At 65.0% G+C, this 25800-nt stretch carries 27 protein-coding genes; 13 read left to right on the top strand and 14 right to left on the bottom strand.

Going from position 1 to position 25800, the window contains the following annotated elements; genetic code table 11:
* The 6 genes from FHJ30_RS00885 to FHJ30_RS00860 all read left to right on the top strand — a co-directional run bounded on the left by FHJ30_RS00885 (nt 1) and on the right by FHJ30_RS00860 (nt 6061).
* Nucleotides 1–963, top strand: a complete 963-nt coding sequence (locus FHJ30_RS00885; RefSeq protein WP_139027388.1) for a fumarylacetoacetate hydrolase family protein — start codon at nt 1–3, stop codon at nt 961–963.
* Nucleotides 960–2000 carry a cyclase family protein gene (locus FHJ30_RS00880; protein ID WP_139027387.1) on the top strand — a complete coding sequence of 347 codons (1041 nt, stop codon included), beginning with the start codon at nt 960–962 and terminating at the stop codon, nt 1998–2000. The genes FHJ30_RS00885 and FHJ30_RS00880 overlap by 4 nt, the downstream gene beginning before the upstream one ends.
* Before the next feature lie 67 nt (nt 2001–2067).
* Nucleotides 2068–3192, top strand: a complete 1125-nt coding sequence (locus tag FHJ30_RS00875; protein ID WP_139027386.1) for an FAD-dependent oxidoreductase — start codon at nt 2068–2070, stop codon at nt 3190–3192.
* Entirely contained in the window at nt 3189–4262 is a 1074-nt protein-coding gene (locus tag FHJ30_RS00870; RefSeq protein ID WP_139027385.1) for an amidohydrolase family protein, read from the top strand. The genes FHJ30_RS00875 and FHJ30_RS00870 overlap by 4 nt, the downstream gene beginning before the upstream one ends.
* Before the next feature lie 10 nt (nt 4263–4272).
* Nucleotides 4273–5283 (top strand): fumarylacetoacetate hydrolase family protein, encoded by a 1011-nt coding sequence (locus tag FHJ30_RS00865; protein WP_139027384.1) that lies wholly within the window; start codon nt 4273–4275, stop codon nt 5281–5283.
* A 1-nt stretch (nt 5284) separates the two neighbouring features.
* Entirely contained in the window at nt 5285–6061 is a 777-nt protein-coding gene (locus FHJ30_RS00860) for an SDR family NAD(P)-dependent oxidoreductase (RefSeq protein WP_139027383.1), read from the top strand.
* 91 nt (nt 6062–6152) lie between these two features.
* Here the strand turns inward: FHJ30_RS00860 and FHJ30_RS00855 are convergent, their stop codons facing one another.
* The 6 genes from FHJ30_RS00855 to FHJ30_RS00830 all read right to left on the bottom strand — a co-directional run bounded on the left by FHJ30_RS00855 (nt 6153) and on the right by FHJ30_RS00830 (nt 13133).
* The gene (locus FHJ30_RS00855; RefSeq protein WP_139027382.1) at nt 6153–6935 is read right to left on the bottom strand and encodes an SDR family NAD(P)-dependent oxidoreductase; all 783 of its coding nucleotides are present in this window, start codon (nt 6933–6935) and stop codon (nt 6153–6155) included.
* Between the two features lie 98 nt (nt 6936–7033).
* Complete coding sequence (locus tag FHJ30_RS00850) at nt 7034–7984, bottom strand: LysR family transcriptional regulator (protein ID WP_139027381.1); 951 nt, start codon at nt 7982–7984, stop codon at nt 7034–7036.
* A 54-nt stretch (nt 7985–8038) separates the two neighbouring features.
* The gene (locus tag FHJ30_RS00845) at nt 8039–9616 is read right to left on the bottom strand and encodes a GMC oxidoreductase (RefSeq protein ID WP_139027380.1); all 1578 of its coding nucleotides are present in this window, start codon (nt 9614–9616) and stop codon (nt 8039–8041) included.
* 16 nt (nt 9617–9632) lie between these two features.
* The gene (locus tag FHJ30_RS00840) at nt 9633–11129 is read right to left on the bottom strand and encodes an MFS transporter (protein WP_139027379.1); all 1497 of its coding nucleotides are present in this window, start codon (nt 11127–11129) and stop codon (nt 9633–9635) included.
* A 172-nt stretch (nt 11130–11301) separates the two neighbouring features.
* Nucleotides 11302–12096: a hypothetical protein gene (locus FHJ30_RS00835; RefSeq protein ID WP_139027378.1), complete on the bottom strand. Its 795-nt coding sequence runs from the start codon at nt 12094–12096 to the stop codon at nt 11302–11304.
* Nucleotides 12093–13133, bottom strand: coding sequence for a Gfo/Idh/MocA family protein (locus FHJ30_RS00830; protein ID WP_139027377.1), 1041 nt, complete (start codon nt 13131–13133; stop codon nt 12093–12095). Before FHJ30_RS00830 ends, FHJ30_RS00835 begins: the two co-directional genes overlap by 4 nt.
* A 106-nt stretch (nt 13134–13239) precedes the next feature.
* Between FHJ30_RS00830 and FHJ30_RS00825 the strand changes: the two genes are divergently transcribed.
* Complete coding sequence (locus FHJ30_RS00825) at nt 13240–14502, top strand: ROK family protein (RefSeq protein WP_139027376.1); 1263 nt, start codon at nt 13240–13242, stop codon at nt 14500–14502.
* A 24-nt stretch (nt 14503–14526) separates the two neighbouring features.
* On the opposite strand, the gene FHJ30_RS00820 is transcribed toward FHJ30_RS00825, so the two are convergent.
* Entirely contained in the window at nt 14527–14943 is a 417-nt protein-coding gene (locus FHJ30_RS00820) for a DUF6379 domain-containing protein (protein ID WP_139027375.1), read from the bottom strand.
* Between the two features lie 68 nt (nt 14944–15011).
* Here FHJ30_RS00820 and FHJ30_RS00815 point away from each other — a divergent pair, with 68 nt between their 5' ends.
* The 5 genes from FHJ30_RS00815 to FHJ30_RS00800 all read left to right on the top strand — a co-directional run bounded on the left by FHJ30_RS00815 (nt 15012) and on the right by FHJ30_RS00800 (nt 19134).
* Nucleotides 15012–16028 carry a restriction endonuclease subunit R gene (locus FHJ30_RS00815; protein ID WP_139027374.1) on the top strand — a complete coding sequence of 339 codons (1017 nt, stop codon included), beginning with the start codon at nt 15012–15014 and terminating at the stop codon, nt 16026–16028.
* A 151-nt stretch (nt 16029–16179) separates the two neighbouring features.
* The gene (locus FHJ30_RS00810) at nt 16180–17532 is read left to right on the top strand and encodes a sensor histidine kinase (protein ID WP_139027373.1); all 1353 of its coding nucleotides are present in this window, start codon (nt 16180–16182) and stop codon (nt 17530–17532) included.
* The gene (locus FHJ30_RS00805) at nt 17525–18205 is read left to right on the top strand and encodes a response regulator transcription factor (protein ID WP_139027372.1); all 681 of its coding nucleotides are present in this window, start codon (nt 17525–17527) and stop codon (nt 18203–18205) included. The genes FHJ30_RS00810 and FHJ30_RS00805 overlap by 8 nt, the downstream gene beginning before the upstream one ends.
* Nucleotides 18205–18375, top strand: coding sequence for a hypothetical protein (locus FHJ30_RS21500; protein WP_205677025.1), 171 nt, complete (start codon nt 18205–18207; stop codon nt 18373–18375). Before FHJ30_RS00805 ends, FHJ30_RS21500 begins: the two co-directional genes overlap by 1 nt.
* Nucleotides 18376–18570: 195 nt before the next feature.
* Nucleotides 18571–19134 (top strand): hypothetical protein, encoded by a 564-nt coding sequence (locus tag FHJ30_RS00800; RefSeq protein ID WP_139027371.1) that lies wholly within the window; start codon nt 18571–18573, stop codon nt 19132–19134.
* Between the two features lie 38 nt (nt 19135–19172).
* Here the strand turns inward: FHJ30_RS00800 and FHJ30_RS00795 are convergent, their stop codons facing one another.
* On the bottom strand, nt 19173–19799 hold the full coding sequence (locus tag FHJ30_RS00795; RefSeq protein ID WP_139027370.1) for a hypothetical protein: 627 nt from the start codon (nt 19797–19799) through the stop codon (nt 19173–19175).
* 22 nt (nt 19800–19821) lie between these two features.
* Nucleotides 19822–20259, bottom strand: a complete 438-nt coding sequence (locus FHJ30_RS00790; RefSeq protein WP_139027369.1) for a hypothetical protein — start codon at nt 20257–20259, stop codon at nt 19822–19824.
* 337 nt (nt 20260–20596) lie between these two features.
* Here FHJ30_RS00790 and FHJ30_RS00785 point away from each other — a divergent pair, with 337 nt between their 5' ends.
* Nucleotides 20597–21175 carry a recombinase family protein gene (locus FHJ30_RS00785; protein ID WP_240793536.1) on the top strand — a complete coding sequence of 193 codons (579 nt, stop codon included), beginning with the start codon at nt 20597–20599 and terminating at the stop codon, nt 21173–21175.
* Between the two features lie 207 nt (nt 21176–21382).
* Here FHJ30_RS00785 and FHJ30_RS00780 read toward each other — a convergent pair whose 3' ends face one another.
* From FHJ30_RS00780 to FHJ30_RS00760, 5 genes are read right to left on the bottom strand one after another with little or no spacing between them, the layout of a single operon-like run.
* Nucleotides 21383–22387: a sugar phosphate isomerase/epimerase gene (locus FHJ30_RS00780; protein WP_139027367.1), complete on the bottom strand. Its 1005-nt coding sequence runs from the start codon at nt 22385–22387 to the stop codon at nt 21383–21385.
* 13 nt (nt 22388–22400) lie between these two features.
* Nucleotides 22401–23588, bottom strand: a complete 1188-nt coding sequence (locus tag FHJ30_RS00775) for a Gfo/Idh/MocA family protein (RefSeq protein ID WP_139027366.1) — start codon at nt 23586–23588, stop codon at nt 22401–22403.
* Entirely contained in the window at nt 23585–23983 is a 399-nt protein-coding gene (locus FHJ30_RS00770) for a DUF6379 domain-containing protein (RefSeq protein ID WP_120692592.1), read from the bottom strand. The genes FHJ30_RS00775 and FHJ30_RS00770 overlap by 4 nt, the downstream gene beginning before the upstream one ends.
* A gap of 9 nt (nt 23984–23992) precedes the next feature.
* Entirely contained in the window at nt 23993–24763 is a 771-nt protein-coding gene (locus tag FHJ30_RS00765; protein ID WP_139027365.1) for a nuclear transport factor 2 family protein, read from the bottom strand.
* A 9-nt stretch (nt 24764–24772) separates the two neighbouring features.
* The gene (locus tag FHJ30_RS00760; RefSeq protein WP_139027364.1) at nt 24773–25798 is read right to left on the bottom strand and encodes a sugar phosphate isomerase/epimerase; all 1026 of its coding nucleotides are present in this window, start codon (nt 25796–25798) and stop codon (nt 24773–24775) included.
* Nucleotides 25799–25800: the final 2 nt, after the last annotated feature.

Here is a 25800-nt window from a genome sequence, read left to right as displayed (position 1 = left end):
ATGGCCGAAGCACAGTATGCACTCATCCGCTACCAGGAGTCCGGTGACGGCAAGGCACGCGTGGGACTGGTTGTTGAAGACCGCGTCCTCCCGCTGGACGGGGACATCAACTCCCTGATCGAGCACTGGGACACCACGGAAAGCCAGCTGGACTCACTGGCCGCCTCCGCGGGCAAGGAAGCCGGCCTGGCGCTGGCCGACGTCGAAATCCTCGCCCCGGTGGAGCCGGTCCAGATCCTGCAGACGGGCGCGAACTACCGCAAGCATGTAATAGACCTTGCCGTCGCGCACCGCGAGCCTGGCGAGGACGCAGAGGAAGTGCGCGCCAGGACAGCCGTCATGATGGACAAGCGCGCGGGCCAGGGCACGCCGTACTTCTTCATCGGGCTTCCGACGGCGATCGCGTCCGCCACGGACGACCTCACCCTGCCTGCCTACTCCAAGTCCCACGACTGGGAGCTCGAACTGGCGGCAGTGATCGGGAAGACAGCGTTCCGGGTCACCCCCGAGGAAGCCCTGGACCACGTGTTCGGCTACACCATGGTCAACGACATCACCACCCGTGAGTACGTCTTCCGCAAGGACATGCCGGCCATCGGGTCGGACTGGTACCGGGCAAAGAACGCGCCGGGCTTCCTGCCCACCGGGCCGCTGCTGGTGCCGGCCAAGTTCTTCGGCGACCCGCAGAATGTCCAGGTCACCCTCAAGCTCAACGGCAAGGCCATGCAGGACGAATCCACGTCCGACATGATCTTCGGCGTCGCCAAGCTCGTCAGCGAAGCCTCGCAGATCATGCCGCTGCGACCGGGCGATCTGGTGCTCACCGGCAGCCCTGCAGGCAACGGCCAGCACTGGGGCCGGCTCCTGCAGGACGGGGACGTCATGGAAGGCACCATCACCGGGCTGGGCACCCAGCTCATCCACTGCAACGACGAAACCACCACCGAAAGCAGCAAGCCGTGACCACACAGGACACAGCACCTACCACCGGAACCGGGGAATCAACCACTGATTCCCCGGTTATCCGGCGTGACGATCCCCTTGGCAGCATCCGCGCCATGGCCCAGTCCCACAACAACTGGGGCCGCTGGGGCCAGGACGACGTCCTGGGGACCCTGAACTTTATCGACGCCGGCAAGCGCGTCGAAGCCGCCGCCCTCGTTAGGACCGGTGAGGCGTTCTCGCTCTCCCAGCCGTTCGATACCAACGGCCCCCAGAAGGGCTGGCGCCGCCGCACCAACCCCGTGCACACCATGACGGACACTGGAGTGGACGCTGAACGCGGCAACCAGGGCTTCCCGCACGGCTTCGGCGGCGCGGACGATGTGATCGCCATGCCGCTGCAGTGCTCCACGCAATGGGACGGCCTGGGCCACATCTTCGACCAGGGCAAGGCCTGGAACGGCCGCGCCGCCGGGGACGTGGTCACCTCCGAAGGTGACCTGGTGACCGGCATCGAGACCGCCGCCGCCAAGATCGTCACCCGCGGGGTCCTGCTCGACGTCGGCCGTGCCCTCGGCCCGGAGCTGGGAAGTAACGACGGCGAACTGCCGGACGGATTCGCGATCACCCCGGAGCACCTCCAGCGGACTATTGAGCTCCAGGGGGCCACTTCCAAGGTGGGCCGGGGCGACATCGTGGTCATCCGCACCGGCCAGTACACCCGGGTGCGGCGCGACGGCTGGGGTGACTACGCCGGAGGCTCAGCCCCAGGATTGTCTTTCAGCACCGCCCCCTGGCTGCACCGCAGCGAGATCGCCGGGATCGCCACTGACACTTGGGGCTTCGAGGTCCGCCCCAACGAATTCGATGGCGCGTTCCAGCCCCTCCACCAGATCGCCATCCCCAACCTCGGCATGTTCCTGGGCGAGATGTGGGATCCGGACGGACTGGCAGAGGCATGCGCGGCCGACGGCAGGTACGACTTCCTGCTTACCGCAGCCCCGCTCCCCATTACCGGAGCCGTCGGATCTCCCGTGAACCCGATCGCCGTTCGATAAAGACAGTCCGGTAACTTGCAGTACAACAACCACCAGCAGTAACGCCGTCAATACAAAGGAGTCAGCGATGGCAGCAGTACAGAACGTCGGAATCGTTGGGGCGGGAGCCGCCGGGCTTGCCGCAGCCATCCTCCTGGCCGACGCCGGAGTCCAGGTTGAAATCCTGGAGAGGGCCGACGCCCCGCAGACCCTCGGGTCCGGGATCACCCTGCAGGGAAACGCCCTGCGGGTGCTCCGCCAGCTGGGCGTCTGGGACAAGGTGGAGGCAAAGGGCTATGGTTTCAGCACCTTGGGCCTGCGAGCTCCCAACCCGGAGGGCACCGTCATCGCCGTCTTGGAGGACATCCGCACCGGCGGCGACGACCTGCCTGCCACCATGGGCATGTACCGCCCCGACCTCACCGCCATCCTCCGCGAACGTGCGGAGCAGGCAGGCGCGCGGATCAGCTACGGCAAGACGGTCACCGACATTACGGACGACGGCGGTTCCGTCACCGTCAGCACCGCCGACGGCGGCAGCGCCACCTATGACCTCGTGATCGGTGCCGACGGTCTGCACTCCGCCGTCCGCAAAGCGATCGGCATCGATGTGGAGCCCCAGCCCACCGGCATGGGCATTTGGCGCGCTTTCGTGGAACGGCCCGAGGAAGTGGTCCGCACGGACCTGACCTACGGCGGCCCCTGCTTCATCGCTGGCTACTGCCCCACCGGCCCGGACACCATCTACGCCTACCTCGTGGAGAAGGCCCAGGAGCGCAAGCACGAGGACGGCCCCCGCATCATGACCGAACTCGCGGCGGCCTACGGCGGCCCGTGGAACGAAATCCGGGCCAACCTGGACCACAGCGCCCGCATTAACTACACGTGGTTCACCACCCATCTGGTGGACGGCCCGTGGAACCGCGGCCGCACCGTGATCATCGGCGACGCCGCCCACAGCTGCCCGCCCACGGTGGCGCAGGGTGCCGCGATGGCCCTGGAGGACGCCGCCGTGCTGGCCGAGTTGCTGATCCAGGCCGACGATGTCACCGAAACGCTCTGGAAGGAATTCACTGACCGCCGCCTGGACCGGGCCAGGACCGTGGTTAACGCGTCAGTCCAGCTGGGCCAGTGGATGCTCGACGGCGTCCGTGACGCCGATGTGCCGGGCCTGATGCACTCCCTCTCCACCATGCTGAAGGAACCTGCATGAGTACCCGCCCTGGTGAAAGCCCCACAGTCGACGTCCACGCCCACGTCCTGCTCCCGGCCCTGCAGCAGCTCGTGGCCGAGGCCGATCCCGCGGGCTTCGGCGCGCAGCAGGAGCTGGAGGTGCGGCGTAACGGGCCAGAGTCCATGGCTGCTTCGGGCAAGATGATCAAGGAGCGTTGGCCGCAGCTGACTGATCTGGACCGCCGGCTCGCTGACATGGACGCCCAGGGCGTGGACGTGCAGCTGGTCTCGCCGTCGCCGTCGCACTTTTACTACTTTGCCGGCGAGGAACTTGCGCTGCAGGTGGCGAAGGCGGCCAACCAGGCGGTGCGGGAGTTCGTGGACCGTGCACCGGAGCGGCTCAACGGCCTGGGCCTGGTCCCGCTCCAGCACCCCGCCCTGATGGTGGAAGCCCTGGAACACGCGGTGCTGGATTGCGGGCTGCTCGGCGTCGAGATCGGATCGTTCGCTGCCACCCCGGACCGTCCGGAGCGCAGCACCGTGGAACTCTCCGACCCCAGGCTCGAACCGTTCTGGAGCCGCGCCGAAGAACTGGGCGCCCTGGTGTTCCTGCACCCGTTCGGCTGCTCGCTGGATGAGCGGCTGGACCGTTTCTACCTCGCCAACACCGTCTCCCAGCCCGCGGAAAACGCGGTGGCACTGTCGCACCTGATTTTCTCCGGCGTCCTGGACCGCCACCCTGGCCTCAAAGTCCTGGCGGCGCACGGCGGCGGCTACCTGCCCACCACCCTGGGCCGGTCGGACCACGCCTGGCGGGTACGGCCGGAGGCACACGGGTGCGCAGAACCGCCGTCGTCCTACCTGCAGAAGCTGTACTTCGACTCGCTGGTCCACAGCCCCGCTGAGTTGCGGGCGCTCGTGGCGGCGGCGGGGCCGGAGCGGGTGCTGCTCGGGTCCGACTATCCGTTCGACATGGGCTCGGACAGTCCCGTCACGGAAGTCATCGACGCCCAGCTGCCGGCAACGGATGAGGCGGCAGTACTCGGCGGCAACGCCGCCGCCTTAGGCATCACGCCCGCATCCGCCTTCGCCGCCCGCCACACCGCCTAAGGAGGCTTTTATGGTCAAGATTGCCCGTTGGAATCACGACGGCCGGACCCAGTCCGGCTTTGTTGATGACGGCGCCTGCCACGCCCTGCCCGCAGGCCAGTCCGTCCAGACGCTGCTCGACGCCGGACTTGCGGAGACGCTTGATGTTGCCCGGGCGACGATCGATTCCGCCGTGCCCGTTCCGCTGGCGGAGGTGCAACTGCTGGCCCCGCTTGTCCCGGCCACCATCCGGGACTTCGTGGCATTCGAGGAACACGTCGAGGGCGTGCGCAAGAGCATCGACGGCGTGGCCGGCGTGGTGCCTGAATGGTACGAGGCCCCGACGTTCTACTTCACCAACCCGCATACAGTGACGGGCACTGGCGAGGTGATTGGTATTCCGGCGGGCTGCACGGACCTGGACTTCGAGACCGAGGTGGCCGCCGTCGTCGGACGCGTACCCGGAAGTGACGGCCGGAACCTGACCGCAGAACAGGCCCACCGGCACATCTTCGGCTACACCATCCTCAATGACTGGTCTGCGCGGGACCTGCAGCGGCGGGAGATGAAAGTCAGCCTGGGGCCGTGCAAGGGCAAGGACTTCTCCAACACATTGGGGCCCTGGATTGTCACCGCGGACGAGTTCGAGGACCGGCACGACGCCGAAGGGTTCCTGCCCATTTCCATGGCCGTGGAAGTCAACGGCGAGACTATCGGCCAGGACCTGCTCTCCAACATGGGGTGGCCGTTCGCCGAACTGGTGGCCTACGCCTCGCAGGATTCCGTGGTGCGGCCCGGCGATGTGCTGGGCTCCGGCACCTGCGGCAGCGGTTGCCTGGCCGAGCTCTGGGGACGGAACGGCTCCCAGACTCCCCCGCCGCTGAAGACCGGCGACGTTGTCCGCATGACCGTGGAAGGCATCGGCACCATCGAGAACACCGTCGGTTCCCGGCGCGAAGCCATCACCCGGGTTCCTGCCCGGCCGCGTCCACGGAACCGGGTGGCCGCCGCGGTTAACGCTGCGGTTGACGCCGGAATTTAGGGTGGTTTCCCTTCAGCTTGAAGGCAGGACCGTGGTGGTTACCGACGCCGGCGGAGGCCAGGGTGCCGCGGAAGCACGGCTGCTGGCGGAGGCCGGGGCACGAGTGATCGCCACAGACCTTGCGGCGGACATGCCTGCCGGGCTGGCAGATGTGTCCACAAGTCCCGGAGGATCCTTGTTGTACCGGCAGCTGGACGTGAGCGATGCGGCCGCTTGGGCTCGATTGACTTCATGGATCCGGTCCGAGGGCTGGCAGGTGGACGGGCTGGTGAACAACGCCGGGATCACGCAGCGCAGCCGTCTCCTGGACGCCTCCGTGGCTGATCTGCAGGAGGTTTACGAAGTGAACGTGGCCGGCAGCCTGCTGGGGATCCAGGCGTTGGCGCCGCTGATGCCCGGCGGGGCTTCGATCGTGAATGTCGGTTCCGTCGCAGGCCTGACCGCCCACTATCCAGTGGCCTACACGGCCAGCAAGTGGGCGCTGCGCGGGCTCTCCCAGGTGGCGGCCATGGAGCTCGGGCCTCGCGGGATTAGGGTGAACACGGTCCACCCGGGTTTCATCGAGACACCCATGACCGCGAGCGCCAAACCTGAGTTCCGCCACGCCACCCTCGCCGAGACCCCGCTGGGACGCACCGGAAACGTGGAGGAGGTGGCCGGCGTCGTGCTCTTCCTGCTCAGCCCGCTGTCCTCCTTCGTGACGGGCGCGGAGATCCCGGTGGACGGCGGCCAGTCCTCCCACGGCGGCGCCAAGTCCATCGCCGACGCCCTCCGCTGACCCCCTCCACCCCAACTGAGTAGCGCTAAGTGTCGTTTTGAACCCTCAAAACGACACTTAGCGCTACCTAGTTGGGGGAGGACGGCGAAGGTCAGCCCGGCAGCACCGCCGACCAGCCGCCGTCGACCATCAAGTTGGCGCCGGTGACGTACGAGGCTTCGTCGGAGGCCAGGAACAGCGCGCATTGGGCCACCTCTTCCGGCGAGCCTATCCGGCCCAGGGGAATGCTCCCGGCGATGCTCCGCATCGGGTGGTCGGGTGCGAGGAGGTTTCCTTCCGTGGCCGCGGTGCGGATCATGCCAGGGCTGACCGCGTTAACCCGCAAACCGTGAGGCGCTCCCTCGGCCGCAAGCTGCTTTGTCATCGCCACCACGGCACCCTTCGTGGCGGTGTGCGCCAGCCGGCCGTTGGTCATGGACCCGGTGACTCCTGCAGTGGAGCCCACCAGCACTATGGCGGCATTCCGGGCCTGGATCAGCTGGGGCCAGAAATACTTGACCGGCAGGAACACAACGTCCATTTCGTGTTCAACGTTCCACTTCCAGTCGGAGAAGGTGAGCTGCTCCACCGGGGCGAAGCGGGTGACTGCCGCGTTGGCGTAGAGGATGTGGACCTGGCCCTGCGTTGCGACGACGTCCGCGGCCCAGGCCGCCACGGCTGCCTCGTCCGTGAGATCCACCCGGCTGCTGCTCATCCGGCCACCGGCTTCAGTGACGGCCGCGACGGTGGCCGCGGCGCCGTCGTCGTCCATGTCGCAGCCCACCACAAAGGCCCCCGCCTCTGCGAAGGCGAGCGCCGCGGCCCTGCCCTGGCCGCTGGCGGTTCCGGTGATGACGGCGGTTTTGCCTGCCAGGCGCTGGCTGGAAGCGGGCATGGGAGATCCTTTCGGAAGCGGGTTTCCTCGACTTTCGCAGGGATGGGCAGGAAGGGGAACGGCGTCTTGGCTCTACGTGGTATTCGCCGTCCGGATAGTCAGGGCTGGATAGTCACCCCGTGGGCGGCGGCGGGGAAAAGTTCGTGCAGCCGGGCGCAGGACCGCTGAACCACGGACCGGAGCCAGACGCTGGCCGGATCCTCCGCTTGGGACGGGTGCCAGTACATCGCCTCCACCAGGGACGCTTCCGCGCCTTCGGAGAACTCCAGCACAACGATGTCCGCGCCTCGCTGGGCCCGGGCCGCCAACATCCGCGGGACGAGCGCCACCAGGTCCGTCCCTTCGACCAGGAGCGGCAGCGACAGGAACCCGGCCACCACCGCAGCCACGCGGCGCTGGAAGCCCCTGGACTCAAACAGCTTGTCCGCCGGGGTGCTGATGCCCTCGCCGAAGTAGCCGACGGCGTGGGGCACGGCTGTCAGGTCCGCCAGGGTCAGGCGGGGCTGCTGCAGCAGGGGGTTCCCGGCATCGGCGATGGCAACGAAGCTATCGCGGAACACTTGTTTGCTGGCTCCCTGCATCTGGTAGCCGGTGGGCCCCACCAGCAGGTCGATCTTGGAGTAATCGGCCATCTGGCCCTGGATCCCGGTCTTTGCGGTGGGGACGAAATCCACCGACACCCCCGGGGCCTCTTCCCGGAGGATCCCGCGCAGCGGCCCCACGATCAGCGCAGCCGCATAGTCCGACGCCGCGATGACGAACTCCCGCTCACTGGTTGCGGGATCAAACCCTGACCTGACGCGCGTGGCCCGCTGGATGTGGAGCATCGCTTCATCAACCAGCGGGACCAGCGACTGCGCAAAGGGCGTGAGCTCATAGATGCGGCCGTTGCGGACCAGGAGTTCGTCGTCGAAATGGCGCCGGAGCCTGGACATCGCCGCGCTGGTGGCCGGCTGGCTCAGTTGGAGGCGCTCCGCCGCCCTGGTGATGTTCCGCAACTCCAGGATGACCTGCAGGTGGGGCAGCAGGTTCAGGTCCAGGTTCTTCATACCCACAGGTTATCCATGCCCCGTCCCGCCGCGCCCCGCCCGCAAAAGGTAGCCTTATTCGCTCCTTGGACCCAGCTCCCCGGCAACCTTCCGGGCACCGCGGACAGCGATGGCCACACTCATCAGCGTCGGGTTCATGGCCGTTGCTGTCGGGATGAGCGCGTTGCCGCCCACCACCAGGTTCTCGTAGCCCCACACCTGGGACCACGGATCGGCCACGGAGGTACCGTCGTCGGTCTCCCCCATGCGCATGGTGCCCTGGTAGTGCAGGCTCGAGCCGTTGGGCATCAGCCTTGGTTCGGCAACAAAAACGCCCAGCGCCTTGCCAGCACGCCGCAGCCTCTCGGTGGCCTCGGCGATCTCGGCTTCTTCGCGTTCGGTGAGCGCGTAGTCGATGGTCATGTTCGGGAAGCCGCGGTAGTCGGACTCGGTGTCATCGAATGTGACGGCGTCCTCGAAGCGGGGGTGCTTGCGCATGCCGTAGCCCATGTTCACGTAGCCCCAGCGGTTCTCCGAGTACGGCGTACCCGGTTCCATGGGGAACGGCGTGTTCTCGGTGTACATCACCTGCACCGAGAACGGGTGCTCAGGCTCCGAGAACGGGATGCGGTTCACAGCCGCTACCGGGTCTGCGGGATTCTGCGCCCGCCGGGCCAGTTCGGCTTTCAGGTCCTCCTCCGTGGCGTAGCGCTGCATCTTTTCGGCGTCGAGCGCCACCGTGGAGATCACCACAGGGTGTTCGGTCAGGTAGTGGCCAAGCGCCGCCGGCCGGACCCCGGAGGCCCACAGCAGCTGCGGCGAACGGAAGGCATCCGCGGCCACCACCACGAGGTCTGCTGCCACGAAGGACTGCTCCCCCGTCCGGAGGTCCTGGACCGTCACGCCGGTCACCCGCTTTCCGTCCAGTTCCACGCGGCGGACCAGAGTCAGGTCGCGGAGTTCGAACCGCTTGGCCAACGGGCTGTCCTTGTCGATCAGCGGGCCGAGGACGACGTCGGCCCCCGCCCAGCGCACGGACCCGTCAGGCTGCGGGTCCCCGGCCACCGGAAGGGTGCCCACGCCGTAGCCTGCCGGCAGTTCCGCACCGAATTCCTCGTCCAGGAGGGACCGGATGGCCTCGCCGACTTTCGAGTCGGCGAACGCGGCGCTGTGGACGTGCAGGAGCTGCTTGGCTTCCTCAATCAGTCCGTCCCATTCGTCATCCGCGATGAAGGGGATCTTCTCGCTGAAGGCGGGCGACGGCGTCGCGCAGGTCCAGTGCGCACCCTGGCCCCCCACGTTGGTGGCCGCAGCCGCTGCCGGGAAGGAGGAAGCGTGGGCGGAGCCCGTTCCGCCGAAATCCAGCAGGTGGGTGCCCTGCCGTGCCGTGAACATGCCCTCGGTGACTGTGGCAGCAGGAATGCCGAGGGATTCCCGGAACTCCCCCGCCTGCGGCCCCTGCGACATTTCCCTGGCACGTGCTTTCTCGGCGGGGTCGGCGATGTTGCGCACGCTCTCGCCGGGAACGTCCGTCAGCTGCGGTCCGGCCTCGAACATGACCACCCGTGCGCTGGGGACCTGTTCCAGGAGCACGCGGGCATAGGCGGATCCGATGGGTCCGCTGCCGACAATGGCGATAGTGGGATTGGACATGATGTCTCCTTTGAAATCAGGCCGAGAGTTTTTCGGAAGGGGTATGGGAAACGGGAATTGGCTCGTCGGAAAGACGGCCGTGGGGAAGCAGGACCGCCGCAACAATTCCCAAGGCATAAGCGGCCGCCAGGGCAATGAAGATAGGGGTAAAGACGGTTCCGTAGATCTGGGCAACGCTGGCCTGCACATCCGGTGCCGCAGCATGGACCAGCTGCGGGGTCAGCGTGGAGGCGTCCAGCCCGGCTGGCAGGAGTGGCGCCACCCCGGAGCCGATCACCCCGCCGATGACCGCCGTCGCCACCGTTGACCCCACTTGCCGCACGAGGTTGATGGTGGCGGTGATGGTGCCGGTCTGGTGTGCCGGGGCAGCGCCCTGGACCACGGCAACGATCAGGCTCATGAACGCGCCCGTGCCCATGCCAACAACGCCCATGACAATCATGGGAGCCCACAGCGGAAGGCCCGCGGGCAGCCCGGCCATCACAAACAACCCAGCGGCTCCCAGCATGGTCCCCAGGATCGGAAAGATGCGGTACCGTCCCGTGCGGCTGGCCAACCAGCCGGTGAGCAGGTTGCTGATCAGCATGCCGAAGACCGTGGCGATGGGCACGAGGCCTGACACGGTGGCGGTGGTCTGGTACGCCATCTGGAAGTACGTGGGAAGGTAGGCAGTGATGGAGAAGAGCCCGACGCCGATGATCGCCGAGAGCGCCGTGCCGGCAGCTATCGTCCGGTTGGCGAAGAAATGCAGCGGCACGATGGGCTCGGCAGCTCCGCGCTCGATCAGGAAGAACGCGATGAAGCCAAGGATGCTGGCTGCCAGCGCCACGGCGGTGGCCGGCCCGGAGCTTCGTTCGGCCGCCCACGTGGCGGCCAGTACCAGGGCCACCAGGGCTGCGGTGAAAACAACCGACCCGGCAACATCGAAGCGGCGGGGCGCGGGTCCCGGCTCCAGGTGCGGAACGGCAAACAGCGCGAGCGCCAGGGCTGCGGCCCCTACGGGGATATTAATCCAGAAGACCCACTGCCAGCCCCAGTAATCGGTGATGGCACCACCCAGGACGGGGCCAACCAGGATGGCGATGGGAAACGCTGCGCCGATGATCGCCATGTAGCGCGGCCGTTCACGTTGGGTGGTCACGCGGGCAATGATGGTTTGGGACATCAGCTGCAGGCCGGCGGAGCTCATGCCCTGCAGGATGCGGGCGGCGATGAGCCAGGCCATATCGGTGGCAAAGCCGCAGGCCAGGGAAGACGCCAGGAACATCACCAGCGATGCGAGGAAGATCCGGCGGGCGCCCAGGACGTCTCCGAGTTTCCCCAGCACGGGCAGCAGTACGGTGCTGGCCAGCGTGTAGCCCACCACAACCCAGCTCATGAGTTTGAGGGCGCCGAGCTCACCGGCGATGGTGGCCAGGGACGTGGACACCACTGTATGGTCCAGCGCCCCCAGGAAGGAGACAGTCAACAGGGAGGCAACGAGGAGGCGGAGTCTTACAGGCGAAAGTGGCATAGTGATCTGCCCGAACGATCGGGCCGTCGACGCGACGTGGTGTGCCTCCGGCGCACCATCACGACGGAGAACGGGTCCGCGGGGAACCCCGGCGCCGTTACCATCATAGCCCACTTTAGTCAGAAAACAACATAAGTATGTCAGGAATGGACGTTCGGTCGAGGCCCATCGGCTACGCCTCAAGCAGCGTCCGGGCAAGGGCCTGGTCTTCGGCCAGCTCATCCAGGTCCGGCACCGGCGCACCCGACCAGCAGGCCTCGATGGCCCGGCGGAGAGCCAGCCGGGCTGACGATTCGTACCGTTCGGGAGCCCTCAGCGCGCCTTCCTCAGTGCAGGTCTCTACCCGGGTCAGCCCCGCGGGCTGGTCCACCGTAATTTCGGACCGCACCTCGCCGAGGGCCAACACCTGGAGCAGGCCTCCCGACTGGCGCCCGCCAATGGGTGTGGCTGCCAGCGTGGCGGGAACCGATCCGCCGCCGGAGCCGGCTGGTTCCGCCGAATCCAGGAGCGCCATCCTGCCCTGGGCCGCGGCAAGACCGGCCCGGAAGGTCAAGGATCCTCCAGCAAGGAACCGTGCCCAGCCGAGGCCATCGAGGATGACGCTGTCCAGGGCCGCGGAGGGGGCCGCACAGTCGACAGTTACCAGGCCGGGCGGGGTGCCACGACGCGCCCGGAGGGCATCAGCAACAACATCGGGACGCAGGCGGGGACGCTCCACAGCCACCGGAATATCGCCGGGCCAGGGGAAAGCCCCAACATCCCCCTGCCGAAGCACCGCAGGTTGGGCAACCACCACAGCCGCAGCTCCCCCGGCCGCGGCAGCAAGCATGGCGTTCCACCAATCTCCCGATCCCGGGACAACAACCACGGCGCCCCTCCCGTCACCGGCAAGTGCGGCACTGACGGGAAGTTCCGCCGCTGCAGCGGCATATTCAGGCAGCTTCGTGAAGACGCGGACCCGGTTCACTGCCGCACTCCTTCAAGCATTTTGGCGGCTGCAGCGTCGGCAAGGTCGATCGCATAGTGCGCGTCAGCCAGCAGTTCGTCGTACTCCACCGGGGCATCCCCTTCAAGGAGAGAGGCAAACAGGCGCCATTCGGTCACATAGCCGTCTTCCTCATCGCGCCGGTACTCCGTCCATTGCCCATCCACGCTTCGCACCCGGATGGCGGCGCTTCCCGCATGGACAAAGGCAGGTGGGAAATTCACCTCGAGCCGGTCGTGGGACGTGCAGATGCTCATCCTCCACAGGGCATCGGGACCCGCCGGAAGCATGGTGAGCGCCAACTGGACCAGGACGCCGCCGGCCCGATACCCCACGAGGTAGCCGATGGGCGGAGCCAGCCTCGCATAGACCACTTCGTCAATGCCCGGCGCGATGTCCCGCACCGCCGGAAGATCATGGACCGCAAGACCAGTCAACAACTGCCTCAGGACCCCGGCCGCCACGGAAGGGTCACCAAGGTCGGGTCGCCCCCGCCTGCCCGCCTGGAAGGGACCGCCTTCGGCGACCAGCCGGTGGTATCTGTCGTTCGGCGGAAGCGCCAGAGTCACGGAGATGGCCTGCACCCTGCCCTCCAGGGCCACAAGGTGGTGCTTCGCCCGCCCCCACGCGGCATCAAACAGGTGGTTCGTTCCTACCAGGAGGACAGCACCGGCAGTCCGGCAGGCCAGGATGACGTCCTCCGCTTCCACTCGGCTGGTGGCCAGCGGCTTTTCACAGAAAATGGCGCGCTTACCCGCTGCCAGCGCGGCAAGGATCTGGCGTGCGTGGTCAGCTGGCGGGCTGCAGATCAGCACCGCATCCACACTGCGATCCGCCAGCACCTCCGCTTCTCCTTCTGACCAGCGGGCGCCGACCCGTTCGGCCAGCCCCCGGGCCCTGCCGCTGCCGGCATCCGCAATGTGCACCACGCTGAACACGCCTGCAAGCCGCCCCAACACCGGCAGGTGAAGGGCGGCGACACCCGGCCCTGCCCCAAGAATCCCAACGTTCCAAGGCATGGTCGCCCCTTTCTTATGTCTTTATTATTCATAAGTCGGGAAGGTTTTAGCGATAGTCCTGGCAAACCTGCACCTTAGTGCGCCGCAATGTGTGAGAATTGTTGCCATGACGACAGACTCCACCCTCCGCTTTGGGGCACAGACGGACGAAGTGACCAGCCTGCTTCGAATCGTCAACCTGGTGCGGACGGGTGAAGCCACCACCCGCCCCGAAATCGGAAAGGTCACCGGCCTGGGCAGGGGCGTTGTGAGTCAGCGCGTTGACCAGGCCATTTCGATCGGCTTCCTCGGCGAGGGTGAATTCGGCGCCTCATCCGGTGGCCGCGCACCGCGCACGCTGCGCTTCCGGGCCGAGCAGGGGCGGATCATCATCTGCGCGCTTGGGGCGGCCCATATCCGGGTGGGTATAGCGGCGCTTGATGGCGACGTCGTGGACCACGTGCACCGTCACTGGGACATTGCCCAGGGACCTGAGAAGACCATCGACGCCGTGATGGCCCTCGTCGACGAGGTGCTCAAGAAGCATCCCGACGTGCCCGTCTGGAGCGTGGTGGTGGGACTGCCCGGCCCGGTCGACTTCGCCACAGGCCACCCGGTGGCACCGCCGATCATGCCCGGCTGGAACGGTTTCGATGTCCGGACTCCGTTTGAGGAGCGCTTTCATGCCCCCGTGTGGGTGGACAACGATTCCAACCTGCTGGCCCTTGGCGAACGCGCCCGCCGGCGCGACTCCCTGGTGGACCTCATCTACTGCAAAATCGGCTCGGGCATCGGAGCCGGCCTGCTGTCGAAGGGCAGGATCCATCGTGGCGCCAATGGCGCGGCAGGTGATATCGGCCATGTCCGGGTTTCGGATTCGGATGCCCAATGCCGCTGCGGCAAGATCGGCTGCCTGGAGGCGGTGGCTGGCGGCTGGGCCCTGGTGCGGGACGCAGAAGAGGCCATCAAGGACGGCGCCAACACCACACTTGCTGCGGCGGCCAGGAAGGGCGGGCTGTCACTGGAGGAGATCACCCTCGCAGCCCAGGCCGGGGACGCACTGGCGATCTCCCTCGTCCAGAAATCGGCCCGGGTAGCCGGCGAGACGATATCTGCGCTGGTGAACATGTTCAACCCCAGCGTGATTGTCATCGGCGGGGCCATGGGCTCGGCCGGTGAAGTTTTCCTCGCCGAAGTGCGGCAGCGCGTCTACGAACTGTCGCTGCCCCTTGCCACGCGGGACCTCACCATCACCCTCTCGGTGAATGATGAGCGGGAGCCGCTGCGCGGCGGAGCCGAACTGGCCCGCGAGCAGCTGTTTGATGTCACCTTCCCGCGCTGGTTCGCCGACGGACGGCCATCGCCGGAACGCATGTCCGTCCCCGCCTAGGTCCGCAGCTACGCAGCGGTAATTTCAGGCGACATCGCGCGACACGCTTGGAACCGGTACCCGGTCAAGCCCAAGCCGGGCCTCCAGATGGAACGGCAGGACCAGTGGAGAGCCGGGGCGGGCCTGCAGGTACGGCACCATCAGCAGGAGGTCGACGGCGACGTCATGCGGCCCCCTCGAGAGTTTGCGCTGGCCCTCCAGGACGAGCCTGTCCTGCACGAACCACCAGCCGGGCTCCGCCTGCAGGGCCGCGGGATGGACGCGCCGCGGCCCCAACATCACCGACAACTCCCCCGGCTCGACACCGACGCCGTCCACCGCCACGGACAGCCCGGCAATGCTGGACAGGGGCATGGAGCGGATCCATGGCAGGCCAAGCCGCAGCTCAAATCCCCCCGGAACAGCGGTCAGCGCATCTTCGCGCAAGGCGGTTTCCAACATGGCTTCCATCCTTTATTCTGAAACAGACATAAGTTTGTCGCTAACTAGCATAAAGGGGAAGACGCCCTATGGCTTCTGAACTTCCCGGCAGCTGGACCTTTTGCGCCAGCACCTTCAACTGGGCTCCGGAAATCATTGCTGCCCGCAGGACAGCCCAGGACATAGTTGCGGACATTGCCGACACCGCTGCGAAGACAGTTGAGCTGGAACCCGGCCTGGTGTGGCGGTCATTTCCCTCACCGGAAGGCGGTGAAGTAGATGGCCTGCGGGAGTCCCTGGCGGCCAAAGGCGGCCGCATCAGCATTGTTGGCGCCAGCCTGGACGACTTCACCCCACCAGCCCGTCCCCGGTCCCTGCAGGAGCGCCTGGACTTCCTGGTCCCGCAGCTGCGGGCCGCCCATCGGGTTGGCGCGAGCGGTGTCAGGCTGCCGATCGGGCAGGCGGGCGTGGACCTCCTCGCGCGGGTGCGGCCGCTGCTGCACGAACTGGACCTGGTGCTGTACGAGGAAATCCAGGGGCAGCAGGCTCCCGGAAGTCCCGCCGTCGAACCTGCCCTGGAAGTCATTGCCGGGCTTGCAGATGACCGTGTACGGGTCCTCGTGGATATCAGCATGCTGATGCCTGCACTTCCGGTCACCTACCTCGAAGAACTGTGGCAGGGCGGCATAGCCACGGAACTCATGGCCCGCCTTGAGAATGAGTGGCTCGATCCCGCCACTCATGAAGCCGTCACAGCCCTGCTCCGTTCAGGCAACGTGCCACCGCGGATCCACACCCTCTACATGAACCTGCTCATCCGCTTTGGCCGCAGCGATGCCTCGGAGCTGCAGGACATCCTGCCCCTGGTGGGCGCCTTCCACCTCAAGTTCTGGGACCTGGACGACGACGGCGGGCGGGTTTCACGGCCGCTGCGGGACCTGGGCGGCCTCCTGTGCCGGAACGGCTTCAGCGGCACGCTCACCAGTGAGTGGGGAGGCCACGAGTGGCTGCAGGATGACCCCACGGAGATGACGCGCAGCCACCTCGCACTGGCAGGGGCAGCACTCGCGGACGCAGTGCCGGCGGCCCAGACTCTCGGTGGCTAAGGCAACGCTCTATCACGGACGTCGCAACACGTGGCCTTCGACGGGTCCGAGCATCGCATGGTTAGCCCTGGGGATGAATGTTGTTGGCTTCTAGGTGGATATTTCGAGGTCCCGACAGGGCGGGTTCGTTGCGGTGGATAGTGTGACAGGCATGGAACCAGTTTTGAACTTTGGACGGCGTTGGGGCGCTCCTGTGGCGGCTGTCGTGTTCTTCTCCTTGTGGTGTGTTGCTGAAGCCGGCCGTATGAGTGGCGTTGGACCGAACGGAGCAGTGGGCAACGCCGGCTTGTTCACCTGGTCCGGGACTTGGCCGCTTGTGCTGACTACCCTGGCCATTGGTGTAGCCGTGTGGCAGCCTTTGGTCTCTCTAGCGCTGGTGGCGGCGCTTCTCGCAGGGCAGCTGACACATGATATCCCGGCGATGTACGCGAATCACTGGCCCATCTACTTCGGATCCTTCATTGCGCTGGGGTTTATCGTCTGGACCGCAGGTCGCCGAATGCGCATCATCGCAGGACTGGGAAATTTGGTGTTCGCCGGGGTTATGACGTTCCTGCTGATTTCGTGGAGGTACGGCGGGGGTGTTGGCTGGCTCTACCCCATGGAGGGCGGGGACAGCTTCCTTCTGCGCAGGTACGGGTGGCAGGTCTTCTCGGTGCTTGCTTTGGTTGCTGCAGCCTTTTACGTCATTGGTCTCGTTCTTGCCCTTTACCAGGAACGCGGCCATCTGTTCCGCTCCAGAGAGCTGGCCCAGAACACTCTTAAGGAAACTGAGGTGGACCTGATCGTTGAACAGGAGAGGACCCGGATAGCCAGGGACCTTCATGATGTTCTCGCTCATTCTCTGGCGGTTATCGCGGCTCAGGCCGACGGAACGCGATATTTGAGCGCTGACCAGCCAAAGCCCGTGCTCAATGCATTGGAGAATATCGCCGGATCTGCCCGTACCGCTCTCATCGACGCCCAGCGCGTCATCGAGGGAGTCCGGGAGGACGGCCAGGCGACTCCGCAGCCGCGACTCAGTGACATCAAGCCCCTGATTGAGGGGATGCAGGACAGCCTGAAGATCACCGTCACCGAAGCTGCGAGCCCGGCGGCCCTGTCGGACGGGCAGCAGGTTGCTGTCTTCCGGATTGTTCAGGAGTGCCTGACTAATGCCCTTAAGCACGGAGGGCAGGGGACCGCGGTAAGAGCGCATTTCGACTGGAGCGGACCGGGCCTGACACTGCATGTGGCATCAGGGACGAAAAGCACTCTGCAGGGAGATCAAGGCTCCTTGGAATCGGAACGGTTGGGAAGGGGTCTCCCTGGGATGAGGGAACGCGCCCACTTGGCAGGGGGCTGGCTGTCAGCAGGGCAAGACGGGGAGGAATTCCGGGTAGCGGTGTTCATTCCCTACCGGACCGGTGATGAGCGGCCTGCCGGCGAAGGCACCAGCACCGGTGAATCAATACTCAGTGGCAAGGATCATCCTGCAGCGGTAGGAGATAAGGATCGTGTCTGACGCGGCAGCCGGCATCAAAGTTTCACTGGTCGATGACCAGCCGCTGTTCAGGGCCGGGATCCAGATGTTGATCGAAAGCCAGAGCGACATGGAGTTCTGCGGGGAAGCCAGCGATGGCAAGGAAGCTGTCGCACTGGCTACCGAGAGGCGCCCGGACGTGATGCTGATGGACCTGCGCATGCCTGTCATGGACGGTGTTACCGCCATCCGGCACATCATTGAGTGGGCGGACGCGAACAACACCGACCGGCCAAGGATCATCGCCCTTACTACCTTCAACAGGGATAAGTCCGTCGTAGACGCCGTTCAGGCAGGTGCCAGCGGGTATCTGCTCAAAAGCGCCGAACCCGAGTTCTTGCTAGCAGCTATAAGGACCGTCCACTCAGGCTATTCAGTGATAGCGCCCGGCTCTGTGCATTCCCTGTTCGCGCACGCCGGCCAAAGCCAACCTGCCGACCCGGACCTGTCAGTCCTCAGCGTCCTCTCACCGCGAGAACGAGACGTTTTCCTGCTCGCCGCCAAAGGGCTCAGTAACGCGGTGATGGCCGAAGCTCTCTTTGTTTCCGAGGCCACTATTAAGAGCCACTTGCGCAGCGTCCTGGACAAGCTGACGTTACGCACCCGCCTGCAATTGGTCGCCTTCGCCCACGAGCGCCGGCTCCTAGGCAGCTGATGGACATCACCACGACAGTTGCCATGAACCTGGTGTTTCTCACCACGCTCGGAATAGGCTTTGCACTCTTTTGCTGTCACCTGATTTTGGTCGCAAGCGCCCTGGTGCTTGTAGGCGTCGGCCGCTTAGCTTTTATCGCTTTGGACCGGCTAGTTAGATCCTTCGTGTAGCACGGTGAAGGATCCCTCAACGCGCAATCCTAGGAAGTGAGAGATACCGGGCATACTGTTATCGACGATCTCGAAAGCCCGGTCCGTCATTTGCTCAGCGGGAGGATATCTACGTGCTAACTGACCGCGCCCGCGAAAGCGGCTGATCCGGTGGTTCGTCGACGACGGGTGTTCAAGGAAGGCGCCTGGCGCTCCTTGGATCCAGTTGATCAGGGCATGGTTCTCGGCCTGCTGGTCGGCTCGTTACTCACCTTGCTGATGCGGCAGCTGCCCTGGATCGCAGTCGGAGTAGTTTTCGGCAACGGGATCGGTCACTTGATCGGCCGCCGAAATCGACACAACGTCGGTGAACACGCACTGAACAGCGACCCCTTGCCCAACATGGACCCTTACAAGGAAGAGACCCCCGAGCACCGGGTAGAACGACTGCGAGGGGGCGTCGACAAAGAACTTAGTGCAGCACTGAAAGCCCACCGTGAAGCATGGCGTCAGTACAGAGAGGACCCGGCGCCCAAAGCCGGGGAACAGGTGCCAACCGGGGATGAGCGATTCCTGGAGGAATTCGGCACAGAGCGAGGCCAGAAATTCATAGCAGCCAGCGGCGCCCTCAACAAAGAAGCGCAAAGCGTGCCCGACCCGGGCGGACCTCTCCTCGGCGAATACTATGACGCGCTGAAGGCCTGGGCAGACACCCATCCAGAAGTCGATCGTGCCGGACTTAATCTGATCATCAGCAGATTGCTCTGGGAACACCGATAAGCTGCACGCGATTCAGCAGTGATTCTTTATGGGACTGGCTATCGGTTGAGCCAGTACGCGTGCCCGATAGTTGCTGAAAGGTTGTTGTCGTTGCACTCGGGAAACTTGGCCCGCAGATCTTCCAAGTGGGGGCCATCCCAGGAGCGCCACACTAGGTTCGAGGCGTATTCGATGACATCCTGCGTTTTGTGCTTGGCCGTTTCGATCTCCTGTGATGAGAAAGTGCTGCCCAGTTCATGCTGTATGTCGATATAGCCCAAGCCATCCTCGACGTAGTGGCTGCCGTATCTCGTATTAAGGAGGTATAGGACGAATACTGCGTTCAGCACATCTAGTTTCTTGGCTTCCTCAATTTCCAGTTGCCGGCGCAGGAGATCGTCTTGCCTGCTTTTCTCTGCCATTTCCATCGCCCGGCTGAGTTCCCGTTCATAAGCTTCGAGTGGGAACCCTGGTGCGACTGATTGCATTCGTTCGATGGCTTGTTCCCGAGTCCATCCGCGGTATAAATGGCAGCGAGCATGCCAGCCCGCGCCAACCCTTATTTGAGCAACTGAGTCAGATTCACTGGCATCCTCTGGGTGGTTGTCGTGATCCGAGCGTCCGTCTTCGTTCCCCATCATCCAACCTTTGATCGCATCAATACCAATCCCCTGAGCCGAGGGCACTTCAACTCGAACTGTAGGCGCTTCAGGGATGGGCAATGTCCCGGAGAGTCAGTGTTCGTCCGCCTACATCTACGCGGATAAATCCCTCATCTTGAGAGAAGCCGTCGTAGCTCCAACCAAAGACAATCAGCGCCTCTGCCGCAAGCAAGAGGAATCTTGCTCTTGTCTCCTCATTAGTGAACTCGTAGGGCTCAATCTGTCCCAGGAGTTTTGCGGTAGGACTGGCCCCGAAAGACTGAAACCGTCGGAGAATGAACTCTTGCCCAGTTTCAGGATCAGTCAACATGTCGCCGGTAACTTCAAAGGGAATAACTGCCTCCCCGACAGTCATTTTGAAGGCGGCTCCGGGGCGATGTGCCAACCCGGCTACCCTTTGCAACGTAACCAGACGATCTGGGTCAGCAACGTACTTGAGCCCCAAGAGTGGATCTTTGTACTCGCGCTTATAGATGTCGAACATACTCGTTCCTTGTCTGTAAGGGTCGCCCCGATTGCACGCGGGCTGTTTACAGGGGTAGTCCTCAGCTTCGCTGCTATCTGGCACAGCTTACTTCCGGGCAGCGTTCCTGGATTCAGGTTGCGGCCCACAACAGAGCCTGGAGGTGAAGTTCCACTAGTAATCCATACCGTCTCGAATACGTTCGACCGCAGGCGCCCGCTAGCCGGTCCTCCACCGGCCGCCGTTGCGTCCCATTAGCCTGCGTCAAGATTCCCGGCGTTCCGCGGTTACCAGATTCCCGTAAGACCCGCCCGCAAAACTGCCCGATCATGGGGCCCTAAACGCCACACTCGGCGCCGTGTTTATCGGCTACGCCCGCGTCTCCACCAACACTCAAGATCTGACCGCCCAGCGCGACGCTCTTGCGGCCGCCGGCGTGGATCCCGACGCTATCTACGTCGATCACGGATTCACCGGCAGCCAACGCGAACGGCCCGGCCTTGGCAAGGCCTTGGCCGCATGCCGCAGCGGTGACACCCTTGTGGTGACCAAGCTTGATCGCCTCGCCGGGTCGCTACCCGACGCCAGGGACGTCGCGGACGAGCTCACCCGCAAAGGGGTCGCCCTCAACCTAGGCGGCAGCGTCTACGACCCGCACGATCCAGGAGGGAAGCTGCTATTCAACGTCTTAGGCATGGTTGCCGAGTTTGAAGCCGACCTCATCCGCGCCGGGACAAGGGAAGGAATGGCAGTGGCAAAAGCCAAGGGCCGGCTGCGAGGGAAACAACCAAAGCTCTCGAAAGCCCAAGAGGCGCACCTCGTTAGCCTCCATCAAGGCGGGGTGCACACCACCACGGAGATTGCCGAGCTATTCGGCATCGCTCGCTCCACGGTCTACCGCGCCATCCAGCGAGCAACACCAGCGCCGCCCAGGTGACAAATAGCGCCGCAAAAAGACCGCCATCTATCACCGAAAGTCACAGGTAGAGGGTTCGCCAAAATGCCGCATCAGCTGAGAGAGCGATCCCTGATTTCTTGCAGAAAGTGAGAGAGGGTTGGCAAGAACGGGCAAACGGCAGAAACGGCCGGCCCCGGGGTTTCCGGGACCGGCCGTTTCTGCCGTCAACTCATTCGTGGCGGGCTGCTACTTGGTGCTGAAGGCGGCGTCGAAGGCCGCGGCGGAGGGCTCGTAGCTGGAGAGCCGGCGCACGAACGCGAGCGCCTCGGGCGCACCGTCCAGCCGGTCCATTCCGGCGTCCTCCCACTCCACAGACAGGGGGCCGCGGTAGCCGATGGAGTTAAGCATCCGGAACGCATCCTCCCACGGAACGTCGCCGTGGCCGGTGGAGATAAAATCCCAGCCGCGGCGCGGATCAGTCCACGCCAGGTGGGATGACAACCGGCCGTTGCGCCCGTTGCTGAGCCGCTTCTTCGTGTCCTTACAGTGCACGTGGTAGATGCGGTCCTTGAAGTCCCACAGGAAGCCCACCGGATCGATGTCCTGCCACACCATGTGGCTCGGGTCCCAGTTCAGCCCGAAAGCCTCCCGGTGCCCGATCGCCTCGAGGGCACGCTGGGTGGTCCAGTAGTCGTACGCGATCTCGGACGGATGCACCTCGTGGGCGAACCGGACCCCCACCTCGTCGAACACGTCGAGGATGGGGTTCCAACGGTCGGCGAAGTCCTGGTAGCCGGCGTCGACCATCTTTTCGGAGGCGGGCGGGAACATGGCCACGTACTTCCAGATGGACGAGCCCGTGAAGCCTGTCACCGTCTTCACCCCGAGCCTGGCGGCGAGCCGGGCAGTATTTTTAATCTCCTCGGCGGCGCGGCGGCGCACTCCTTCAGGATCGCCGTCGCCCCACACCACATCCGGCAGGATGCCGCGGTGCCGTTCGTCGATGGGGTCATCGCACACGGCCTGGCCCTTGAGGTGGTTGGAGATGGTCCACACCTTGAGGCCGTGGCGTTCCAGGATGTCGAGTTTTCCTTGCACGTAGGCGTCGTCGTCCCAGCGCCACGGGTCCAGGTGGTCGCCCCAGCAGGCAATTTCCAGTCCGTCGTAGCCCCACTCGCCGGCAAGCCGGGCCACCTCCTCGAACGGCAGGTCGGCCCATTGGCCGGTGAACAAGGTGATTGGTCGTGCCATCTGTTTTCCCCTCTTACGAAACCTGCGCCGGGACGTCGGCTGCAACGCGCGTCCAGGCGGAATCATTTTCGGAACTGCGCTCGACGGCCTCGAGCACGCGCTGCACCTTCAGCCCGTCAGCGAACGTGGGATGCGGGTCGGTGCCGCCCACGATGCCTTCCACGAGGTCCTTGACCTGGTGCGAGAACCCGTGCTCGTAGCCGAGCATGTGGCCGGCAGGCCACCACGCCGAAACGTAGGGGTGCACCGCTTCAGTGACCAGGATCTTCCGGAAACCCTGGCGGTCCCCGGGCACCGTGCGGTCATAGAACTGGACGCTGTTGAGGTCCTCGAGGTCAAAGGCCAGGGCGCCCTTGTCCCCCGAGACCTCGATCTGCAGCGCGTTCTTCCGGCCGGTGGCAAAGCGGGAGGCCTCGAATGATGCCAGCGCCCCTGATTCGAAGCGGCCGGTGAAGATAGCGATATCGTCCACCGTCACCTGGCCGTAGCCGGAACCGGCCCTGCCGGACAGGCCGGAGCCTGAGTCCAGCAACGGCCGCTCCCTGACGATGGTGTCGATGGTTCCGGACACCTTCTCCAGGTTCAGCCCGGTGACGAACTGGGCCAGGTCGATGGCGTGGGCGCCGATGTCGCCCAGCGCCCCGGATCCGGCGTGTTCCTTCTGCAGGCGCCAGGCCAGCGGCATTTTCGGGTCCACCAGCCAGTCCTGCCGGTACGAGGCGCGCACCTGGTTGATGGTCCCCACGGCACCCTCGGCGATAAGGTCCCGCAGGAGCGTGACGGCGGGAACGCGCCGGTAGGTGAAACCCACCATCGCACGGACACCGCGGGCAGCGGCCCGTTCAGCCGCCTCCGCCATGGCCTCCGCCTCGGCCACCGTATTTGCCAGCGGCTTCTCGCACAGGACGTGCTTTCCGGCCTCAAGTGCCGCGATCGCTATTTCCGCATGGGAGTCGCCGGGGGTAACGATGTCGACGACGTCGATATCGTCCCGCATGATCACCTCACGCCAGTCTGTGGCCGCCTCAGCCCAACCCCACTTGTGTGCTGCAGCAGCCACCGCTTCAGCGTTCCGGCCCACAATCACCGCCATGTCCGGCTCGGCCGGGAGGTCGAACACCCGCGGTGCGGTGCGCCAGCCCTGTGAGTGGGCGGCGCCCATGAAGCCGTAACCGATCATGGCCACACGGAGGGTGGTCATGCCAGCACCACCTTGCGCTCAACCGCCACCCGGTTTCCGACGTAGCGCATGGGTGCGATCTGCATGTAGAGCAGGCGGAGGGTGAGGATAACCTCGACGTCGATCTCCTCGCCGGCGTCGGGGACTCGGTCCAGCGGGATGATGATGTCCGGTTTGTCGGCCACGAACCACAGGGTTTCCCATTGTTCGGGGAGTTCCGCGATGCTGTAGGACTTGCCCTGGAGTTCGAAGCGGAGGGACTCCTTGGGGATCTCCACCCCGTTGACTGTTGCCGCGACGTCGTCAACCGCGGAGAGCCAGAGGCTGCGGTACCAGGGCAGTTGCACGGAGACCGAAATGCCCTCGGGGTGCCTGCGGACATCGGCGTCCTGGAACAGGGAGTTGTGAGTTGCCATGGGCTTTCCTTACTTGAACGTATCGACGAAGGTGTCGTGGGGTACCGGGGGCAGTGGATCCAGCCTCTGCCGCGCGGTTGGGCTGTACGGGTGGTATTCGTGGGGCACAGGTTCATCGGCGGGTGGCATGAACACCGGCTTCCCGTCGTCGCCGAAGTACATCAGGTCCAGGGCGAAGGCGTACTGGTTCTTCTCGGCGAAGCTGATCCAGTTTTCCTCGAACGGGGCCCGCAGCAGCTCGTAGCAGCGGAACTTCCAGATCTTCCATTCGCCGTCCTGGCGCAGGAAGTCCACGGCGTATTTGCACCACACCCAATGGGCCCAGACCTTCTTGCCCTGGACCTCGCCCGGCGAGTACATGTAGTCGGGGCTGTCCTTGGCCACTTCCGGGTCCGTCAGGCCGGACTCGTTGCCGGTCATGATCCAGACACCCTTGGCGGTTTCGCCGTCGGCAGCCACTTCGATGACCGGGGTGGTGGTGTAGTGCAAAATCAGCTTTCCCTCGGGCCGGGGGCGGCCCTGGTGGTAGCGGATGACGCTGTCGTACTCCGTGTACTGGCCGGCGTTGGTGTACCTGGCCCGGATTCCTGGGGTCCCAGGTTTCACCCACAGCGGGATGATCTGTTCATCCTCGAAGGCGTTGTGCAGGTACATGTAGCGGTTGAACAGGTTCTCGATGTCACCGCGGTCGCTGGCCCGGCGGGCCAGTTTCAGGGCTTCGGCGAGCTCGCCCCGGAGGCGTTCCACCTCGGCCACAAGATCGGTATCGATGGCAGACATTGGGCCTCCTTAGGCGGGAACGACTGAGTCTTCGATGGCGCGGCGCATCAGGGCATGCTGCTTCTTGACCAGGTCGATGGGGTCTGATTCGCCCAGATCGGCGAAGGCATGTCCCTCCCACTCGCTGGACAGGAAGCCCTGGTAGCCGCCCTTGACGAACTGGCGCACAATGCGCGGGATGTCCATGGCGGGCTCGTTGCCGTTCTCGTCGATGTCGTAGAACTTGGCGTGCACGTGGAACATCTGGGGCATGATGTCCAGCCACTCCTCCGGCGGGACCAGGCCGTGCATGTTGAAGGCGAGCCGGGTGAACGGGCCCAGCCGGGCGGGATCGAAGTTGTTCTCCCTCAGGTAGTCCTCGAACTCCTGGTTGCGCTCCTGCATGGGCAGGGGTTTGCGCCAGATCTCCTGCATCACCGCGAAGTGCTCCTCCGGCAGGCCCATCTGCGTCAGGGTGCGGAACAGCGTGGGCGAGAGGCTGTGCATGGTGGAGCTGAAGTCGGCCGTGAAGCCCAGCCGGTCGCTTCCCAGTTCCTCGTACATTTCGCGGATCTGGAGGATCTTGGGATCGTTCGGGCCCTGCGGGGCGTGGATTTCGTAGCCGAGCTTCTGGTCGTACTTTTCGGCCAGGGGCAGCAGCCGGCGGAGCAGCTCCTTGCCGGCGGAGCGGATCACGATCTTGTGGAAGCCGAGGGTGTTCGCCGTCTTCAGCTGCCGTGCAAAGAAGTCGTACTCCTCATCCGGGGTCATGTCCCGGTCCTTGCGCCGCCCCATGTCCAGGTTGGTGCCCACGGCGCTGGGGGTCAGGCCGTAGCGGTCCATGCTGTCGCGCCACAGTTTCGCGAAGTCGTTGTCGACGTCGGGGTAGGTGCGCAGCATCTGCGCGATGTTGAATTCGACGCCGGGGCCGAGGCCTTCGTCGGCGACCGCTTGTATCAGCGTCTCGGGCGTGTAGAGCCCGGCGGCGAATTCGGAGGTGAGTGAATAGAGGGTGATGCCAAGCTCGATGCCCGAGCCTGCGATGCCTTCTGACATGT

The organism is Arthrobacter sp. BB-1 (assembly GCF_006151685.1).
Lineage (GTDB): Bacteria > Actinomycetota > Actinomycetes > Actinomycetales > Micrococcaceae > Arthrobacter.
Note: the sequence above shows the minus strand (reverse complement) of the source record. Positions and strands in the feature narration are given on the sequence as shown.